The 20,082-nt window shown below is 56.9% G+C and carries 14 protein-coding genes and 2 pseudogenes; 8 read left to right on the top strand and 8 right to left on the bottom strand.

Annotated features, from left to right (window positions below; all coding sequences use genetic code 11):
- Nucleotides 1-457 precede the first annotated feature (457 nt).
- The 6 genes and pseudogenes from ACI48I_RS23075 to ACI48I_RS23050 form a co-directional block, all read left to right on the top strand.
- Nucleotides 458-1,825 (top strand): hypothetical protein, encoded by a 1,368-nt coding sequence (locus ACI48I_RS23075; protein WP_498575569.1) that lies wholly within the window; start codon nt 458-460, stop codon nt 1,823-1,825.
- An 11-nt stretch (nt 1,826-1,836) separates the two neighbouring features.
- A complete protein-coding gene (locus tag ACI48I_RS23070) occupies nt 1,837-3,582 on the top strand; it encodes a hypothetical protein (protein ID WP_498575568.1) in 1,746 nt (581 codons plus the stop codon).
- 523 nt (nt 3,583-4,105) lie between these two features.
- Entirely contained in the window at nt 4,106-4,789 is a 684-nt protein-coding gene (locus tag ACI48I_RS23065) for a hypothetical protein (RefSeq protein WP_498575567.1), read from the top strand.
- On the top strand, nt 4,782-5,549 hold the full coding sequence (locus ACI48I_RS23060; protein ID WP_498575566.1) for an RES family NAD+ phosphorylase: 768 nt from the start codon (nt 4,782-4,784) through the stop codon (nt 5,547-5,549). The genes ACI48I_RS23065 and ACI48I_RS23060 overlap by 8 nt, the downstream gene beginning before the upstream one ends.
- Nucleotides 5,550-5,671: 122 nt before the next feature.
- A pseudogene (locus ACI48I_RS23055) lies at nt 5,672-5,841 on the top strand (IS6 family transposase); the annotation flags it as partial.
- Nucleotides 5,841-5,963 (top strand): annotated as a pseudogene (locus ACI48I_RS23050) (IS6 family transposase); the annotation flags it as partial. The pseudogenes ACI48I_RS23055 and ACI48I_RS23050, both read left to right, overlap by 1 nt.
- Before the next feature lie 414 nt (nt 5,964-6,377).
- Here the strand turns inward: ACI48I_RS23050 and ACI48I_RS23045 are convergent.
- Nucleotides 6,378-6,578: a type II toxin-antitoxin system VapB family antitoxin gene (locus ACI48I_RS23045; RefSeq protein ID WP_498575565.1), complete on the bottom strand. Its 201-nt coding sequence runs from the start codon at nt 6,576-6,578 to the stop codon at nt 6,378-6,380.
- A 422-nt stretch (nt 6,579-7,000) separates the two neighbouring features.
- On the opposite strand from ACI48I_RS23045, the gene ACI48I_RS23040 reads away from it, so the two are divergent.
- Nucleotides 7,001-7,774 carry a hypothetical protein gene (locus tag ACI48I_RS23040; protein ID WP_498575564.1) on the top strand — a complete coding sequence of 258 codons (774 nt, stop codon included), beginning with the start codon at nt 7,001-7,003 and terminating at the stop codon, nt 7,772-7,774.
- Entirely contained in the window at nt 7,771-9,036 is a 1,266-nt protein-coding gene (locus tag ACI48I_RS23035; RefSeq protein WP_498575563.1) for a tyrosine-type recombinase/integrase, read from the top strand. Before ACI48I_RS23040 ends, ACI48I_RS23035 begins: the two co-directional genes overlap by 4 nt.
- Nucleotides 9,037-9,216: 180 nt before the next feature.
- Here ACI48I_RS23035 and ACI48I_RS23030 read toward each other — a convergent pair whose 3' ends face one another.
- The 7 genes from ACI48I_RS23030 to ACI48I_RS23000 form a co-directional block, all read right to left on the bottom strand.
- A complete protein-coding gene (locus tag ACI48I_RS23030; RefSeq protein ID WP_498575562.1) occupies nt 9,217-9,894 on the bottom strand; it encodes an MAE_28990/MAE_18760 family HEPN-like nuclease in 678 nt (225 codons plus the stop codon).
- A 2-nt stretch (nt 9,895-9,896) separates the two neighbouring features.
- Complete coding sequence (locus tag ACI48I_RS23025; protein WP_498575561.1) at nt 9,897-10,964, bottom strand: DUF262 domain-containing protein; 1,068 nt, start codon at nt 10,962-10,964, stop codon at nt 9,897-9,899.
- Between the two features lie 750 nt (nt 10,965-11,714).
- A complete protein-coding gene (locus tag ACI48I_RS23020; RefSeq protein WP_498575560.1) occupies nt 11,715-13,163 on the bottom strand; it encodes an HNH endonuclease in 1,449 nt (482 codons plus the stop codon).
- 704 nt (nt 13,164-13,867) lie between these two features.
- Nucleotides 13,868-16,057, bottom strand: coding sequence for an N-6 DNA methylase (locus ACI48I_RS23015; protein ID WP_498575559.1), 2,190 nt, complete (start codon nt 16,055-16,057; stop codon nt 13,868-13,870).
- The gene (locus tag ACI48I_RS23010; protein WP_498575558.1) at nt 16,054-17,352 is read right to left on the bottom strand and encodes a 5-methylcytosine restriction system specificity protein McrC; all 1,299 of its coding nucleotides are present in this window, start codon (nt 17,350-17,352) and stop codon (nt 16,054-16,056) included. The genes ACI48I_RS23015 and ACI48I_RS23010 overlap by 4 nt, the downstream gene beginning before the upstream one ends.
- 5 nt (nt 17,353-17,357) lie before the next feature.
- A complete protein-coding gene (locus ACI48I_RS23005) occupies nt 17,358-19,142 on the bottom strand; it encodes an AAA family ATPase (RefSeq protein WP_498575557.1) in 1,785 nt (594 codons plus the stop codon).
- Entirely contained in the window at nt 19,139-20,053 is a 915-nt protein-coding gene (locus ACI48I_RS23000; RefSeq protein WP_498575556.1) for a DNA adenine methylase, read from the bottom strand. Before ACI48I_RS23000 ends, ACI48I_RS23005 begins: the two co-directional genes overlap by 4 nt.
- Between the last annotated feature and the right edge of the window lie 29 nt (nt 20,054-20,082).

The raw sequence follows: 20,082 nt of genomic DNA, 5'->3' as shown, positions 1-20,082 counted from the left end.
ACTTCCTGGTACTGGCCAAAGAGTGTCAGTAATTGACGCCTGTTGCCAGAAGTCGCTCTCGTGGACCGCGCCCTGAGCGCAGCAAGCGTGCGAAAATCCCCTATGGGAGGGTTACCGGAGCACCCACCACGTAGCATTATTACTATACTAAATAAATTTCTTTCTGTTAGGTCCTTCCCAGGCCATCGATTCTTCGTACCGTATGCCAACGGCCTCACCGCAAGCTTGCGTAACCGTTAGCAGACGCTATCCAGAGCGTGCGCATCACGGACGGGCACGGTGCAGGATAAAAATACTTATTGATTTTCCAATGGGAAAGGTTGAATATAAGTACGTAACGTTATACGCCCCTATGGAAAATACAGACCCGATCCGTCCGCAAGACTGCGATAAGCAACTAGGCAATATCAGAGAAGCTCGGACCCTACGCGATCTGAACGAAATACTGACGGCCAGCATGGCCCAACAAGCGATCCACGCGCTTTTAAAAAAGGACGAGGATTTGCGCTCGACAATCGATGCGATTATTCGGTTGTCTGGCGGAGACGAAGAGGATTCACAGCTGCTTGCCGGAGCCGCGCTCGGGCGGCTCGCGAGCGTGCTTGGAAGCGTGCAATCGCGCGCCGTGATCGACGCGATTCCAAGGGTGCTCGAGCAACGGCCTGGAGCAATCGACAAGCTCCAAGGCAAGGAGAAGTACTACGCGTCGTTAAGCGTGCAGTATGTGGACCAACCCTGGGTGACCGATTACTGCTTCAGCGAGGCGTTCGCGATTAATGCTGCGGAAAACGCGCGCAAGGTGCTATTGCAAACGGCGATTGACCGCTCGGGCAATATGGTGGCGGCTTGGCACGCTATTACGCCGGCAATGGTGAGACAGGGGGCTGGAGTCGACGTCCAGTTACGGCGCAGCGCCGGCGTGTCTTCCGCCTGGCTAGAAATCGTCCGCGCGTGGTCCGCACCGCTTGGACCACGTCCTGGTGCCGCTTTGTCGGCGTGGTTGGCGGCGTTATTGAACCATGCCAGAAACGCCACGGAAGAGCAGCTGATTTTCAGTATCGTGGACGACGCATTGGCGATGCTACTGAGGGTCGTCGAGCTCAGGTTCTCCAACGCGTTCGTCGCTGAAACCTATGAACCGCTCGAACGCGCGAAAACGCTGATCGGCCGTGATCAATGGGCGCGGTATCTCGCTAAATCCACGGTGTTGCCCCAGATTCGTCAGTGCATTCAAGAATCTGCGCTCGTGCTGGCGCGTCAGAATCGCACCGACAAAGATATTGCTGCCGCGCTGGAAATCGTGTTTTCGAGTCGAGAGCATGCGGCAAGGTCGACAAATGCCTACTTCGCCGAGTCGCGCGACCTCGACCCCGAAGTGCGCGCCTGGTGGGTCAACGTCGGCGCCGTGCAGCAAGTGCAGCGGACAGTTGATCATCAGCTCGGGAACGGCGAAGACCAGCAAATTGGTGCATTGCTGATCGAAGTCGAGGCGTGCAAGGAAACGATGGACAAGTTAGAGCGCGCCGTTGTGCCCCAGCTTGAGATATTCGAGCCGCCACTCGCGGCCACCGTGAAGCGAGCAGCCGCGGCTTACAAGGACATGGCGCGGATCGCTACCCAATTGGCCCGCATGCGCCGCCTTTCGAAGACGAGCTTGTTGGAAGCGGTGATCGAATACAACCCGTTGCAACACGAGTTGTTAGGGGGGCCTAGGTCCGGGGTGCGGCATGTGCGGATCGTGCGGGAAGGCATTCAAAAGGAGTTCGCGGGAAAGATCAAAACATTGGTCAAGCCGTGGGTCGAGCCAGCGAACGACAACGAATAAATAAGAAAGAAATGATGGACACCTTAGAAGCGTACATTCTGCTCAAAAACCTGCTCAAGCGAATTAGGCCACAAGAGGATGGATCGGGTCTCTTGGCGGGCACCATTACCGAGGACGAAATTGACGCGCTGAGGCTGGCGCAGCGATCGCTGGGAGGGCCAAGTGATCCGCTGCAAGCACCGGTGGCGGAGGCTCCGCCGAAGCATGTGCCGGGCAACACAGAGGCGATATCCATGGAGCATCCCGCCGCTTCGGTAGAGCTTGCCGCCGTTGCGGTGGATCTCCTCACACCTTTAAAGGAGAAGCGCCGGGGGCTAAATGTCGATTGTCTATCGTTACCGGTGCCGCCATCGGATAGGCGCGTTTGCATTGACTTCGGTACTGCGATGTCAAAGGTAACACTCGTCAGTGACGAAACCGCCGATAGGTCGTACGAAGAAATAGAGGTGCTCAAGCTGGGGAGACCGGGCGACCAGGAAGAAATTAGCGAAGAGATGTTGGTGTCCTCGGTCTACATCGATAACGCAGGCTTGCTATGGTTCGGCGCGCATGCCATCCAGCGCTCGCATATCGAAGGTCATGACGGAACGCGCCAGCGGATTGACAACGTCAAACGTTATCTTTCCGAGGAAGGGTTAGCCGATCAGGTGGCCCGTCAATTCAATCCCACGAATGTCGCGATTACCTACCGCGACATGATCCTTGCCTATTTAACATTCCTTTCTTGGGCGATGAATCAGTGCTTGGGCGAAATGGGTTATGAACGCAATATTCTTCGTCGATTCGCGATGCCCTGCTTTGAGGGCGCCAAATCAAGGAAGACTGCGCTCGACTTGAAACGGATGTTATTCGAAGCCCAGATACTCGCGGATACTTTCGCGGCGGAGATCGCTCACGGGGTCCACCTGGCGGAGTTTGTCGAGGCGGCCCGAGCCGCTGGCGCCCTCGAATCTGCAGGAGGATTCATCGACAAGGCTGTGACTGAACCTCTCGGCGTGGCTGGCTCGTTGTTGAGCTGGAAAGCGCGAGCCAATTCCCTGGTCATGGTCGTTGATGTCGGCGCTGGAACGAGCGATTTCAGTTTATTTCGCCTTGGATTTAACGACGAAAGCGGTAAGGCTTCAGCGTTCGAAGTGAAAGATTCCGCACGCGGTCTGACCGAGGCTGGCAACCACCTTGACGGCTTACTGAGGAGCTTCGTGCTGAGGAAAGCTGGGATTGAATCTAGTCATCAATATTGGACCAACATCTTTGGCGCGCTTCAGCTGAACCTGCGCGACTACAAAGAGGCATTGTTCAAGGATGGGATTGTGTCGATCTCGCTGTTTAACGGCGATATCGTCGAGGTGGAGCGCGAGGAATTCTTGGAGCTCGATCAGGTAGCCAGCTTCTCCGATTCGCTTCGCATCTGTATGAAAGAGATCTTGGAGTCGGTCGACATGAGTTTTATCGCGGGCGCGCCGAACGGGACGCTCGCCGTTGCCTTGACGGGGGGCGGCGCCGCGCTTCCGATGGTAAAGGACCTCGCGCAGGGGGAACTCGAAATCAACGGAAGAACAATTACCCTGACCCAGGCAGCAGGTTTTCCTCGTTGGATGGCCGAGACCTATCCTGAACTTGAAGACCTCTATCCGCGTGTAGCTGTCTCCCTAGGCGGTGCACGCCAACGGGTAATCGAACATGGTGGTAGCGTCGGGATCACAGCCGGCGACGTCAGATCTCCGCCGACGCTTGGAGGCTATTACGTGACGGGTTAATGAGCGCGCTGCGACCGGCGCCTACAGCGCACCTCTAGCGCGGCCGCAACCTAGAATACATGCTTGCTGACATTACACGACAAATGCTCCTCGCTTCAGCGATCGGTCTGCGTTGCCCGTACAGAACCCTGCGCTGTCCGCCTGGATTCCGTTTCAATCGCCAAACGGTTTGTCCGGGCGGCGCCTGTCGGGTCTGCGCCTGCGTTCAATGACCGGTCTCCATCTGATACAGGAGACCCCATGCTGTAGCGACCTCCTTATTGAACAGGTCGATTTCGATCAGAGCGAGTGCGCTGCCTTCGATCGTGCGCACGACAGTGAGACGCGTTTCTGCCCTGTTACCCCGTCCGCGCATCTCACCGACTACCGCCTGCCTACAGCTGTGCACGTTTTACGACATCGGAAAAAGCCTGGGAGCAATGGTCAATGTGTCGCGCACGTCTGCTAGGTATCGATTGCCTCTGTTGGTAAGTTGGATTAGAATGGTTTAACGCTAACCCACCTCACCTGTGACACGGAGGTCATGATGGAAGATACGATCGAGGACACGATTGCCAAGCCTGGCGCCTTCTCGGGCTCGGGCAAGGACGTGATTGACGAACTGAGCCGCCATGGCAAGAACGCCACAGTGGTGGCAGTTGTTCTCCCCAGCAGCAACGACGCCTTCACCGGGGAGATGCGCAAGGCCATTGTAGAGATCGTGCAGATGGTGCCAGACGTTATCAACCGCCGAGCACAACTCGACGTCGGTACATATCTAAACTTGATGCTGCCGAAAATGGCGCCGACCGGGCCCCGCCTGCAAGAGATGAAGATGCTTGCTGACGGTATGCGGGCAGTGCTCGAGAGCGGTCAGTTTGTTACTTCTTCCCAAATTGCTGACCTTGCCGGGTTCAGCAAGAAGAATCCAAGCGCGCAACCAAGCAAGTGGAAGCGCGACAAGGCAATTTTTTCGATTCCGTTCCAGCGTGAAGACTACTTTCCTTTGTACGCGCTACAGGAAACGGATGGCTTTCGCCCATATCCAGTGCTGAAGGAGATCCTGCGACTGTTCGAAGAAAAGAAGGACGGCTGGGCCACCGCTCTCTGGTTCCTAGCGGATAACAGCTACCTCGGTGGTGAGCGCCCACAGGACATGCTGCGATCCAATCCCGAGGCAGTATTGGCTAGCGCCAAGGAGGAGGTGAGCGAGGATCTGCATGGATAAGCGCAAACAGCCGCACGGTCAGAAAATCGACATTGTTAAGCACTTGCCCGGCCTCGGTATGCCGACGGTTGCCCCTACGAGGGTTGCTGGGAAGGCCTACGAACCAGAGGGTGCCCTCGAGATCAACATTTACGAGTGGCCTGCCAACGTCGCTATCCATCGATTACATTCGGCCAAATACAAGGCTACCCAGTTCAACCCGATCTCTGGCGGAAATGCCCGCTTCAGTCCAATCAAGAACGCTGCACAAACAATTATCCCGACCATCTACGGCGGGTCGACGTTCGAGTGCGCAGCGATGGAAACGGCATTCCATGATGTACCGTTCACCACAGGTATCAAACAGGTTCCCCACGCCAGCCTTGACGGCTACGTGTATTCGATTTTGAGTAGTACCGCTCCACTGCGTTTGGCCGATCTTCGCAGCCTTGGCTTGCTGAAACTCGGCGTGCCGCGCGCGAACCTCATCGACACAGAAGCGGATCAGTACCCGATTACGCGCAAATGGGCCGAAGCAATCCATGCGCAGTTCCCGGAAGTTCAAGGACTTTGTTGGGTTTCGCGTCGGGACGATAGCGCCCTGTCGGTGGTGCTCTTCGAGGACCGCGTGCCACCCCAGACTGACGCAGATTCGCTGGTGCAAAATGGCGCATCCCTAGGGATAATGCGCGAGCCGGGCATCAGTACGAAGATCTACAATCTCGCACGCCAAATTGGCGTGATAATTTTTCCAGGTACCGTCCCGCCAGGCATCGTTTAGGCAGGAGGCTGGTAAGCTCGGCCGAGCGATTAATTGGGTAGCAATTCTCGGGTTCTGTCGCCTTGGTGGTGCGACTGCCCGGATCAGGTAGACTGTGGCCTCCAAATACTTGACTAATTTCCATGCTCAGCTTCAAAGGGATGCGCTTCCCGATCGACGTCATCCTGGCCTACATTCGGTGGTATGTGGCCTACCCGTTGAGCTACCGTCACATCGAGGAACTGATGGAAGAGCGTGGTGTGTCGGTTGACAATCCACGATTAACCGTTGGACAATCCGCTTTCTGCCCCTGTGCTCGCCGGTATCGAGCTCATGCACATGATACGCAAGGGCCAATTCGCGTTCGATGATGCCGCTGCAATGTGGTTCACCGACCAGTTTTATGCGCTGGCACGACAAGTCCGTCCAGTCTGAGGGAAGCCTCTCCTCGCCAGGAAATCTTAACCTCGGTTTGCTAACGCGACAGAACTACTGAAGCTGCTAGGCGATGACGAGCCAAGACAATTGGCGAGCAACCGCTATTTTCCCAGTGGGCGACACGGTCCCCGTAGAACTTCACCTTTCGACTTCAGTGCCAGACCTGAGCCCAAATAACTATTCGCTCGATCAGTTCTCTCACTTCGTTGAGGTTCGCTTAATACGTCTGCGGAAGTGTTGCGATGTCAATGAGCGTGCGCGCCCGCGGTGCCGGCGGCGTACCACACGCTAGTTCTGTCACGATCCTTGGATGCGTTAACGCTAGATCGAGCCTAAGCCAATTGACAGGACCCTCGTTGCGGCGCCGAACATGGTCAACCCACACCGCAGTATCAACCAAGACACCGCCGGTCATGCCGATTCAGTGCCGCGGCGCGTCACGTAAAGCATCTCCGGCGCCGCGCCGCCAAGCGCCGCGAGGGGTATTGCAGCCTGCACACGCACGAAAGTCTTAAGTGCCTCCCGAAACAGATCGGCCGGAGCCATTTCTGGATCCGCCATGTCCAGTGCTCTGGCATACAAGTCATTGTCGATCGTGATTGTCATCCTCATTGTTCCTCGAACGCCAAAAATGATCCTATTTGCATCAAATGAACATTTTCACCTGTGAACGCCGGTACGTCGACATACGTGTGCGCGCATCTCGTACGCCACCTCACGTAGCGGAGTGACATATCCAAGACATGCTATAGCTGCAGCGCTGGTCGAGGTGAGCAGTGATCTGGGCACCCTTGAGGAGACAGAAATCAAGGGTGGACACCGTTCCATTCCAAACGGGACGCTCACTCAAATAATTCGACTTAATAGCGGCTAAGTCGAAAGTTAGGTTTTGACACCGCATTTAATACCGGTTAAGCTACTTGTCATCAACTCATCCACGACCATGCGCCCTGCTCCTTTTAAACTTGCCCCACCCGCGCGGGCGCCACGTGGCGCCTGCCGCGCCCGCCCTGCGATCGTTGGATGAACCGATCATGAGCCGGCCGCCGTTCTCTCTGTCCGACGACCAGGCGCGCGAGCTCGTGCAGCGCGTGAATCCGCTGCTCGATCGGTATCCCGTCGACCCGCGCGACCACCGCCCGTTTCTGCGCGCTTTTATCCACGCCGTGCACGCCGTCACGAATAAACTGTACGGACCGGACATCTATCGGCGCCTGCTGCGCGCGTACGCCCCGGGCCGCAACCCATCGACGCCGACCATCGCCAGCGAACGCGACGCGCTCGAGCGAGAGCTGGCCGCAGCCGTTCCGGCAGCTGCGGCGTCGCCAGCCGGCCCCTTTTTGTCCCCGACACCAGGCACGGCACCGTTCGATGCTGACCTCATCCGCTCGATTTTTACGGAGTCGATGCCGCAGTTCGCGCGTCTCGCCGCCCAGGCGGGCCGCGACACCCAAGTCGACTACCTGAACGCGCGACTGCGCGAGGCCGAGCGTGCGACGTCGGACGCGAAAGCCCAGGCGGCCCGCCTGGCCGGCGAGCTGCAGGCGCAAGTCGCCCGCGCCGACCTGCTCGCCCGCGAACTAGACGCGAGTCAGGCGGCGTTATCGCAGCAGCGGGAAACCGTCGTCAGCCTGACGGAAGAATTAAAAGGTCAGCGTCTGTTCGCCATGCAATCGATCGATTCGGCGCGCGCTGAGATGCGCATGAGTAAAGACCGCACGGCGGAGCTGCAAAGTAAAATCGATCGGCTCGAGATGACGATCGACCAGCTGCGCATGGCGCGCGGTGCACATGGAGGAATGCGATGAGGGATACGTCCGACGCACTGGTGACAGTACCCGGAACGGACCTGGCCGTCGCCACCGCCTGGCGGGCGGTCGATGTCTGGCTCGAGGGCGTGCGCCTGAATGGTGGCGACTACAGTGAAGAGACGGCCAGTACCTACGGTTATCACGTGGCGAAGCTACGCTGGTATTGCAAGAGAACGGGTGTCCCGCTGACCGAATGGACCCAAGCGCACGCCAACGCTTTTGTGGCGTTCCTGCGCGACCTGCCTGCCGACTGCCTGTGCCGGAAGATCGAGACGCGGAAAACATGCGTTGGAGCGGACGGGACAAAGCAACCGGTACTGCGCTATGCAAAAGCCGGCGAACCGGGCTATACCCCCTTCCGCACCGCTCCCTCGCCCGGCAGCCGCGACGATATCCTGCGGTGCGTACGCGCCCTCTTCAACCACCTGCACGAGGACGGCATCATCCGGCGCAATCCGCTGGCGAGAATCAAAACGCGCAAGTCGCGGCGGATCGATGCTGAGCGCTCGCTCGACCTCGACCTGTATGCCTACGTGCTGGAGTACCTCGATACGGTACCAGTGGCGAACGAGAACGCTGCGCGCCTGCGCGCGCGGGACCGCTTTGCGTTCGTCGCGCTGCGCGAGCTCGGGCTGCGTGCATCGGAACTGGTGGGGGTGCGTATGCGCGACGTCTATCCGCTAACCGACCCGAAGACCGCCCGTACATACTGGATCCTAAAAATCGACGAGGAGCACGCGAAGGGGAGTAAGGGGCGTGACGTGCCGATGACGCGGCCTGTGTTCGAGGAACTGATGGCGTACCGCGGTGCCTTTGGCTTACCCCCGGTACCGGAGGCCGGCGAAGAATACGGGCTGCTGCTCTCGGTGCAGACCAGGCCGGTGGCCATCGGCAGCCGCATGGTGACAGAGGCGAGATCGCGTCGGTTTTTTCGGGCGTGGGCCAGCATCACTTCGCGCAAGAGCCTATATCTAATAGTGAAGAATCGGCTCGATGAGGTGGCGACGGAACTCGAGCGACAGGGGCGCGACTCCGAAGCCGTGCAGCTTCGCGACGTTTCTCCGCACTGGCTGCGTCATACATTTGCCAAGGCCCTGCTCATGCGAGGTCGCGATATCCGTGTCGTAGCTGAGTCTTTGGGCCACGCCAGTGTGACAACGACCATGGCGTACACTCGGCAGAGTGCACTCGACCAAATCCGTGAATATGTTAAGGATAGTGATAACTTGGCTATGCAGAGACCGCGACCTATTAAGTGAACTTGTGTGAGGACCGATTTGTAGAACTAATCATCCAAGATAATGATGTCTTAGAAATATAAGAAATTTGTCGTCCCCTTATCGTTCATCAATCCGGAAATTCCACGATCAATCGTTATACTTTTAAAATCTGCTCGTCTTCGGGCGGTCTGCAACTCGCGAAGAATTAGGGTGCGCGGCTTAATTTGGCGTGGCATGATTCAAAATAGTGCTAACAGTGCCAAAGCGCTGATAACTCCGACTCTCCAATGCTTCCGCAACCCCAAGGGCCACCTCATGCATAGCCAGAGTTGCGGCCTTATAATAAGAATCAAAAGCTTCTCTATTTGAAATCGTTAAGCGCTGCCCATGAGCTATCTTATTCCGGCCGTCCACCAACTCATGAAGATAACGCTTTTGCTCCTCAACATTCTTCGACTTTAAATCCAGCCTATAAAGCCAAGATAACAACAAGTCCGGCCATAAATTCGACGTTTCAGCAATATTATCAAATTCCGCCGTCTCTTCTAGCCTTCCATTTAGTTCATCCATGAACTGTGTAAAGAATTCGCCCTGATGCTCATTATTTCTTAATTCCATAAAAAACTTCTTCATGGAATGAGCAGCAATTTTCCACTTAAAGTCTTTTATTTTTAGCTTCCGTTTTCTTAAAGCATCAATGTACACGCCGACGCAAAATTTGCAAAAACCTTCATAATGCGCGTAAAGAAGGGCAACGTTTGCGCGCAATAATGTCCGTTCCTGCGCAGAGTTCACCGCAGTTTGGAGAAGCTGCTTTCGTAAAATGGCCAGCTCAGCTTCACGCCACACCAAATCATTGGTGATCTCTTTAATGAATAAATCTGCAAAAGCGCTCATGCTTATGCCGCGAATGCACGAGCAATCAGAGCGATTCGCTCATTCATCTTTGGCAAGGAATTAGCTCCAGGACCGGTGACAGCTCTAAAGGCTGCGGACTCAACTGCGGCGGCCAAACGAGCCTTCGCTTCATCAGAAGAAAGTGTCCTTAGGTTTTCCAGTGATTCAATGCTTCCGCACGTTACCGCTTCGTAGTAGGCTGGTGCTACGCTACCAATGGGTTGTCCGTTACGGTACTTGACGAAAGCATAAGGACCAAATTTCTCGGCAAGCACATCAAACAGGTCGGTAAATATTGCTTGCTCATTTTCCGTGTTAAAATCGAGTTTCTTAAGCAAAACATCTTCCATGAAACTATCGAGCCAGTCGCTAATACTTCCTTTGAACTTGTCGCGATAAATTCTGGTTGCGAAGAATCGCAATACTAACTCCTCATCACCACGCGCTTCAATTGCAGTTGAGGAAAGCAATTCGATCGTAGTTCGGAACGCGGGGTGTTGTGCGCATTGATTGATAAATGCATAGAAATCTGCACCACCCAGGATACGCGCGTTAACATTCCTAATATCCTGATCAGAAAGTTTTGACCCCCCCGTATTGAGGCGTTTAAACATCTCGTAGCGTAAAAACTGATTGCTTTGTCGCTTAATAATTACCGTTCGGATCGCAGATCTCTTTAACTTCAACTTAAGCGTCAGTGGCAAATCTTCGAATGTAGCACCATTAAGTTCGGGGACCAAGTCACAACCTTCTAAAGACAGGACTGGAAGCTCAATGGCATCATTGTTGATAAATTGGATCAACGAGCTTACTCGCTGCAACCCATCTACTAGTTCAAGGCGGCCATCGTCGTTCTCGATGACGAAGATTGACGGTATCGGCAATTGGATGAGAACAGACTCGACTAATCGTGACCGCTGCTCATCGGACCACCGGAACAGACGCTGAAAGTCGGGTTGAAGTATTAGTTCCCGGGACGAGTGCAATCCGACTAACTCGCCGATCGACATATCCACGCTATCCGTGCGAACTTCGCCAACTCGTTTATCAATTGATTCAATAATATCCATTTGGGAACCCAATTTTCATAAATATATTCCGCCGTCGTACTATATGTCCCAGGTCTGCGATCGAGATCGTATGCCAGTGCTCAAGAACTGGTTGTCAATTCTACTACAACCTTGAGCAACCTTCGCTCAATCGTCGGTTAAAAAATTAATTCGCAGCCTGCTCTCGCATACCTCGAACCGGCGCTGAAGCAATTCCAACTTGAACTCGTCAGAGTAACGTTATCGAAAAAGTTTCCGGGGTGCTCGCTGGCGCGGGTGGAGAGGGGTTCCATCGCGACCGAAGTGGCAAACGAGGTGTTTGCTTCCCTTGGCAGAAGGACTTTACCAAACGGGAAGCAGTACACCCAGTATGTCGCCTAATAAGTTTGTTGCAGCGGCGCGACAGTGAAAAGTAGAACTACGACGCCAAGTACATGGGGACACTGCGCTCGCAAGCATAGTTTGACCAAGTCAATCAGCGAACCGCTTTTTGCATCGATAAGTGCATCCCTAGCGGAGTTCAAAAAAATTAGAAAACGAGCACTCATGTGGATTTCAGGAGATTTCGCGATTCTGGCCGGAGCACCAGAACTTGTACCATGGAAGTGCTAGACGGTTTGTTATTTCTGCCGCAACTCCCTACGTCATCACTTCCTCCACAAACGCTTAAACGAAAATAACAATTATCATCTGGGGAGCTGCACGTAAAAAAGGCCTTTCGGCCGCTTTTATACGTGCTACTGGCCGCTTCGAACTTCGCCCTGCCTACTATTACTTGGACTGTCGTCTTCTTCGCTCCCGAACACACGGGGCTAAAGCGCTTGGCCCAGCTGTACGTTTTATAGGCGTCGCTCTGGCTGTCAGCCAGGTGGCTGAAGTAACGAGCGTGCGACGTCGCTGAAGGTATTCGGGCTTTGGCTCTCCTGACCTTGGCGGAGTCAACTTTTGCCCGTCGTACCGTTCAAACTCACGTCGAAGCATCGAATCGTTTCCAACTTTGTCCCAGCTGACCCGGATCGTAAGGTCGTCCTCGATCAATAAGTGGCCCTTCTCGAATGCGCGATCCATCAGCAGCGAGAGGCAGATCCCATTAGAGGGATCTAGCCGAATACTCTGGTCTTCACTCCACGGAACAATGTGTGACGCCACGAGAAAGTCGTTGGTCTTGATGCCTGTGATTGCACATCGATTTTTGTAATTGGACTTGACGGCTTTAGCGAATGCTCTCTGTGCGCTCCCGCGCGTTTTGACAGTAGCGCTCGAGTCAGCAACGCTATAGTCTTTACCCTCGATCTGTTTCTGGAAGGCTTCAACTTCATTAGGGTCAGATTCAGCGGCTTCTGCAGCAGCGTCTCCTGGCCCAAACAAAGGGTACTTTGCGTCTAAAGTTTCAAGCAAACCGCTGACAGATGCTGCCAGTTTTTTTGAGAGAGGCGTGGGCTCTAACCACGCATCGTGATTCTTCGAAGGATCAAAAAACAGCCCATACCCCGGCCCGCGAAAATAAGCCGCGAGTTCGCGGCCAACGTCAGCGTCCATAGTATCCAGCACAATATCAGGCGTGCTCAAAGACGCTAGCCTTGCAAGGGTCCGCTTGATCGCAGCACGCGGCACGACGCCTCCGCTCGCGATGGTTTCCCATGCAAGCGCTGAACGCCGCGATGTTTTAGCTGCCAGTGCCTGAATAGACGATGGCACGTTCCTAAGGTCGGCCCAAGCATATTCGTCGTTTGGCCTATCTAAGTAGGCGCGTAAATGCAACGTCGTAGGCTCGTTGTGGAGCTTGATTGCCATCAAGTACGGCTGCCCAGCACCACGAGCTGCAAGATTTTTTAACTCATTTTCAGCCTTCTTGAGCTCAGAGTGACCAGGATTGCCTGGAATTGTCTCTGCTACAGCCTCACCTGCCGATTCCGACATTTTCCATGCTCTCGGGGCGCCGAGGCTAGTCTCCCATTTAAGATGTGGGCGATCCGCCGATTGGAAGACAAGCGCGCCCTTCGTCGTTCCTGTTGGCCACTTATAGGTAAGTGGCACTTCTCCCTCTTTGCCCGGACTAAGAGGAAAGAGACGACGTAAGGTGTCAAGGAATTTCGTCTTCCTTGAGAGCTGAATGTAATCCTTCGTGTACTTTGTGTTACCCAGTCGTCCATAGGTTGCGCGATGCGCTGACGGCCCATAATAGATAACTAGCACCCATTCGACTGGTTGGGCAGCCATTCCGATTCTCCAATTATGATTGCTTCCGACTGGTGTGCTTCAAACCTTGCCGACTCTTTCTAGCTTGCATGCGGCCGGTAGTAAAGCGGATGATTTCGGAAAAGGGCACGAACCGATGTGGTATCACGATTGGACATTATTCGTTCCCCCGCATGGCGAGCTTAGCGACGTAAATTTCGTTAGCGCAATTTTATATCTCGATACATGGCAGGTCTACAAGAAAGTTGACCGGATTCCACCGTGCGATCCCGACTGACACGCGATCGTTTGCGAAGTCGGCCCTGTCATTTTGCTTTTACGCCGGTATAGGACGCTCGTGAACATCCATTCGAGACTTTTTACGGCATTGGGGCTGGCCGGACGCGGTCTAGTTCAGCGTGTGCCGGTCGCTGCTAGACGGTTTCGACTACGACTAGTGAAGCGATGAGGCGTGACGCGATTGTGAGGCGGCGCTATGCGATGAGCGGCTTTAATTCTTGAGAGCCAGTGCAGATTCGCTTCTAACTTTATCGTAACGCATCACGGAGGTACGCTTTCGCGGCACGTTCACCAGACGGCAGGCTGCTGGCTCGATTCCTTGTACAGTGGGGTTGAGTCCCATGTCGCATTAAATTAGCGCGACCGTTGAAAACGAGGTCGCCGCTGCTCGGAAAATATTTGTTGATCTACGCCCAGCGTCTTTGTCAGGAGGCTGGTAGTGGGAGTCACGGCGCAAGACCGTCCAGGCTCATCTGGTGAGGCTGACGTCGCGCGGTGCGTCGCTGCGCCAACGGGTTCGGAGGCGCCAATTCCATCTGCGCCAGCGCGAGCTTTACCACCTCGGAAGCCGTAGGTTCGGCGTCAAAGTAGCGCCAGAAGCCGCGACGGTCCTGCCGGTTCGGGTCGTACACGATCGCTAGCTGCGCATGGGTCAATCCCAAGCCACGTGCGACCGCTACCTCGATCGCGGCGTTAGCCGTGAGCGCATCTAATGGGGGGCGACCTACGCCGTCATCCATCGCCCAAGGGCACGCACCGTATTCCTGTGCCGCCAGGCCTGCTCGCGGTCGTTGCGTGCACAAACTCCATGCGGCAAACGCCACCTGCTCGAGCTCGAGCTCGCTCAACTCAGGCCAGACCATGCCCTCAAGAATAAATTTGTTCAAGTGCAGGCCGCTGACGAGGCGGCGCGCCACCCAGTCGAACACCATCGAGTTCATGATGCCCAGTGCTGCGAACGCCTTGCGTTCGCTGTCAAATTCCAGCACGGGGGCTGTGTTCCCGCAGCGCCATCCACGAGGCACGCGCGTCGCGATCACTGTGCGGGTATTGGTCGATGCTGTCACATCACACAGGGCCACCCGCGGCGGCAGGTCGCGCACCGGCGCGATGACATATTGGGACGTGCATTCACCCAACGGACGATCCTGGTTGTCTTGCCAGACGGCCGTCCGCCCGCTGCCGGAAACCCACGACTTCTGAAAGCAATCGTAGGCACCGACTGACCTGCCTTCGAGTAAGGGTACATAGGACGCCATTGCCTGGTCTATATAGGTACCGTCACCACACGGTTGTAATGCCATTGCCTCGACGTGGTGAAACTGTGCCTTGTGAAGACTCAAGTCGACCTCCCGGCGGTACACGACCTTGCCCAGGGCGCCGCGATCAAACAGCGCCGTACCGGTTGCTAGTGCGATGCGCAAGACCTCCAGCTCCTGCGCGCGCGCCAGTTCGGGGATGATGTGGTACTGGCGACCGATCAATAGGATGTCATCGCGGTCGAGTGCAATGTGCGGTGCATCGACCTCGTCCGGATCAAGTGCGAAGCTGCGCACGGCCAGCGTCTGCGTTCCCGTGTTTGAGCGGGTGGCGGCAAGCAAGCCAAATTTGTAGCGGCCATCAATCGGAAAATAGCCGCGCCGGTTTTCATAGCCGGTCCAGCGGGCGATTTCGAACTGCGAGAAGTAGCGCTCCCGCAGGTCGGTCAGACCGGCGTCCGATGCGAATGCTGCAGGCAGCAACGCCCCCAGGCGTCCGCCTTCCGTAACCAGATGCGGCGCCAGTTCAACGAACAGTTTGAACAGGTTGCGGTCACCCGTACCCTGGGCCGAAAACAGCGGTGGCAGCCCGGGCGCACCGCTGCCCGTCTGCGACGCCCGTGCCAGGGTTGCAGCACGTTCCTCGCCAGGATCATCGGTCACCTTGTGACGCAGGGATTCCCAGGGCGGGTTCATCAACAGAACGTCGAACAAGTCGTGACTTGACCACCAGTCGAATGTCAGGGCATTGGCGAGCCGGATGTTTTCCGCCACCTGTGCCAGAGTCACCCCACTGTCGGCGCCGAACAGCCAGATCAGCAAACAGCACAGTTCGCGCGCGCGCGGGTCAAGTTCGACACCATGCAAGCCCAGGATGAATTGGCGCAGCTGCTCGTCGGTCCCGCCGCGGCCATACTGCTCGATTGCAGCCAATAACAGGTTGCCGGAGCCAACGCTCGGGTCAACGATGCGATAAGTGCGGCCGCGCGGCAGCGGCGCCATGGTGATCCGCGCCAGAACCGAGGCGAACACGTTATGGGTCGCATAGGCGCCGAGGGCCTTCTGGCTCGACGAGGCGCCCTGGTAAGCAGCCGTCCACGTGTGCATGCCTTCGGGGCTTAACCCGAGAGGCGCCGCCTGCAACGCCAGATCAGCCAGGCGCTCCCACAACAGTGGATCGTCCGGCAGAATCGGCAGTGGGGACAGCGCGAGTTCATCCACCATTGCGCGTGCGGTAGCGCCGTTCCAGGGCAGTTCGCGTTGGCGATGGCTGGCATGCCGTGCCGCAGCCGCAATGATCAGATTGGCGATCCGGTGACTGGCAGGCGGCGACAGCTGTTGCGCGCACGTATGAACGTCATCCCAGGCAGTGCTCATACAATTTCTTCCAATGTGGTGCGGTGCGGCGATGGCGTACTCCAGCGATCGATCAGCGCCAGAAGTGCAAGGGCGCGGGCATTTGCTGCTGCAGGCGGTAGCCAGTGGAACAGCCCAAGCCCGACCGCGATGAGGCGGCAAGGTGTTCCGTGCAGCCCTGGTACGTCCCACACTCGCGGTTCGAATGTGCCAGGGTAGACCAAGATCGACAACGGTGCGCCGCAAGCGGCAGCCGTACTGACAGCTTGGTAGATATGGTCCCGGATGCTGTCGAGCGAACCCCCGCAGAATGGAGAATATTTCGCTTCGAAGGATGCGATCACTCGACCGTCGTCGTACAGCCGTCCGTCCGGCTTCGGCGAAAATGCGCGATTGGCGGGGTCGACCGGCCGCAGTAGGTTGACACACCCCTGCATCTGGTACGTCAAGACTCGACCGTTCGCCTGAGCGGCGCGTTGCATGTACTGCAGGGTACGTTCAAGTAGCGCTTCCAGCAAAGGCCACGCTTCGATGGCCAAGCTGACGCCATGATGGCGCCCGTTGGCGCCGAACAGCGAACTGCGTGACAGGATGGCGACAGCCACCGCCCACGCCGGTGCGTAAGCATTCCACTGCGTGGGCAAGGTTCTGGTCGCAATGCCGGGCGCCGGCGGGGTTATGGCCGGCATCCCGGCCGACAGGTTCCGGCTCAGAGCACGCAAGCTGTTGCGGGTCGCCAGATTCGTGCACGCGTGCGCCAGCGTCTGCGCCACATGGAAGAACGCGCGCGTAAAAGGATTGTCTTGCGCGAGCTCGGTGCGGGTAACCGGGAAGACATGCGGTCGCCATAGCACCGAACGCGTCCATTTTGTCACGTCCAGCTTGCCCTGCAGGTATGGCAGAGTTGCCTGGTGTCGCTCCATCAACAGGATCGGACCGTCCTGGCGATACGCTTTCTGAAGACGATGCAGGTAGGCGGCGGCGAGTGCGTCGATCAACTGCTTGTGCGTCTGTCCCATGCCGGCATCGCGGTCGCCGCCTACGTCGATCGACTCGCTTCCGGTCAACAGGGCCACGACCGCGGTCATCCAGTTATCACCGGCGTCGACTTTCGGCGTCACCTGCAGGACCGAACCTGGGCCCAGGTCGATAGTGCCGACCACATTGCTTAACTTGAAGCGCCCGCCACTTTCGCTCAGGAGCGTGAATCTGGGGCGTAGCGTTTTTTGCAGACGGTCGGCTGCTGCGCGCAGTCGTTCGGCATCCGCCCTGGAAAGCGTGAACTCCTTGCCCTCTATAACGTCGATACAGCCCACGCGGCTCAGAGCCTTGCGATGGCGCGTAACGCCGCCAGTTGTTGTCCGGGGTCGACTCCATGGAGCGATTGCACCATCAGGCGGCGCGAAGTGATCGCCGCCAGTGCGACCGGTGCAGTTCGCCAGTACGCGACCGTACCAGCCGGCACGGGCTGACCGCGCTCGAGTTGCTCGGCGTCGTCAACACCCAGTACGGCGGCAAGAGCGTCGTCCTGGTCGATGAAGGTGGTACGCAGTGTCGGCACCACCTTGGCATCCATTGCCTGGCACAGCTGGGTCAGGCGTTCGTTCGGCGTGTCGCCGTTGAGTCCCCACACCAGCGCGTGCCCAAGCACGAAATCCTCGCCAAGGCAGAACTCCACGCGCTCATTGACTGCTTGCAGCACCTGTACCGCGAGCGCGCCGATGTCGTCGCGCCCCCATTGCGTGACATCATTACTGGCCGGCAGCGGGCCCTGTGCCCTCGCTGGATTGTCCATCAGGTGCTCGGCCAGGGTTGCGTAGTCGGGCGGTACGCGGATCACAGTGAAGCGCCGGCGCATGGCAGCGTCAAGCGGTGCGACCGAGCGGTCTGTACTGTTCATTGCGGCGACAATGTGCACAGTGGCCGGCAGGCGTACTTCCTTATCGATTTGCTCGTGCCCGTTGACGGGATCACGGCGATAGGAGGCCGGCACCGGCATGGCCTGGGCGGGATAGGGACGCTGGATGTGCGTGCCCCTGCGGTCCTGCCGTGAGCGCTTGTCCTTGTCGAGCAGGCTCAGCGTGTCACCGAAGATCGCCGCAGCCGAACCTCGGTTGAATTCATCGAGGATCAGCAAAGCCTGTCGACCCGAATCGCCGACCCAGTGACTGAGGCCCAGCAATGGCCCAGGCAAGGCCTCGAGCTCGACGCCAGCGTGGCCGGGCGAGGACTTGGGGAACAGACCGGCGACGAAGTTCTCGTAGGTGTACGAAGGATGGAACACCAGTGACTCACTGCGCGCGTCAATCCCGCTGTCATATGTCGACCAATTGTTTTCCCACAAGTCCGGGTCGAAGACGACGGCATCATGCACAGCGTGGTTGGCATACAGGCTACGCAAGTCCTCGAGGGCGACGCTTTTCCCGGTTCCGGGCGGTCCGACAAGCAACACGTTCGGATCGCGTGCGAGCGCTTGTTGGATTTCGGCGACCAGCTTGGGCGCCCTGACGTTCGGGAGCGGCGTGATGATGTCGCCGGTCCAGTCAACGATGTCGATGCCATTGTTTGCAGGCAAATCCAACATGGCCTGCTGCAGCTTTTGTGGCAGCAGGGCCACAGCACGTTCTGCGAAGCCAGCCGGTGGATCTTCGAAGTAAACGCGTAAATGAAAGCGGTTGCCTTCCCCAGCGAGCTTGATGGCCAACAACCAGGGATTCCACCCCTGGCCTTCGATATAAGCCAGTTGATTGTTTGCTTCCTCCTCGTCGCGCAGATTGGTGTCTCCCGGCAGGCTTACCGCCGGATCCGATCCTATCTCGCCTAGCTTCCAGGGTTTTGGGGGTTTATTGGTGGGCCACGTTAAATGGTAACGGTCAGCCGACCAGGCAAAATCCCCGGGCAGGGACTCCCCAGGCCACACGTACTCGATATCAACTTTGGAGGATGTCGCATGCAGCAGCGTTTGAAGCTTTGCGGAGACAGCTTTCGGAATTTGCAGATAATCCTTGGTGTAAGCAGTCTTATCACCCAGCCGGCCATACAACGCTTTGTAATTAGACAAGTTATAGCGCGCAAACAACACGGCCTCGACCAACTGCTTCGTCATACGCTAGGCCCTCCGACCACGATGACTTCGGGCGAATCCTTCGGTTGCACGTTGCGCTTGTTCTGTGCCGCGACGGAACGGCGGGTGGTGAATCGGATCACTTTGGCATGCGAGAAGATCTCGCGCATGTGTTCATTGTCGCGGTTCGACACGACCCAGTGCACGCCCTTGCGCGTCAGGTGCTGACACAACTCGGCCAGTTCTTCCAGATCTGGCTTGCGGAAGCGCTTTCCGTTGTAACCGGCAAACTTGCTGGTGTCGGACACCGGCAGATAGGGGGGATCGAAATAGATGAAATCACCGGGTTCGGCATTCTTCGCTGATTCGCGGAAATCGATCTCACGGATCGTGACAGATTGCAGCGCCTGACTGACCGTTGCCACCGTATTGCGGTCAATGCCTTTGAAGTCGCGCGCTCCCCAGGGCACGTTGAAGACCCCAAACCGGTTCTCCCGCCACAATCCGTTCCAGGCAGTCTGGTTCAGATAAAAGAAGCGCGCAGCCCGTGCCAGCGCGCCGTCGGGCGCTTCACTGCGAACAGCATAGTATGCTTCCTCGCCCTGCCGCTGCAGATACGGTTGCAGGTGATCGAAGAACGCGTGTGGATCTTGCTGGATCACCCGCCAGACGTTGACGAGCTCGGTATTCAGGTCGGACAGGTGGCAATGCTCGGCACGCTGGCGCAAGGCAAAGAACATGGCTCCAGAACCAAGAAAGGGCTCATGGAAGTTGCGGAACCTGGACGGCACATAAGGCAGAATTGCCCCCAGCAGCCGGCTCTTGCCGCCCACCCAGCGCAGGAAGGGCTTGGTCTTTGGAACATCCTTGATGGTGGAAGCGGTCAGAAACGGGAAGGTGGTTTGCACTGCTGCGCGATCGCTCGCGGCGAACGGCTGGGGGACTTCGATCATAGATTCTTATTCGTATGTTGCAGGGAAAG

This window comes from Massilia sp. LXY-5, assembly GCF_059801075.1.
The sequence above is the reverse complement of the archived record's forward strand: the minus strand, read 5'-3'. Positions and strand labels throughout refer to the sequence as shown.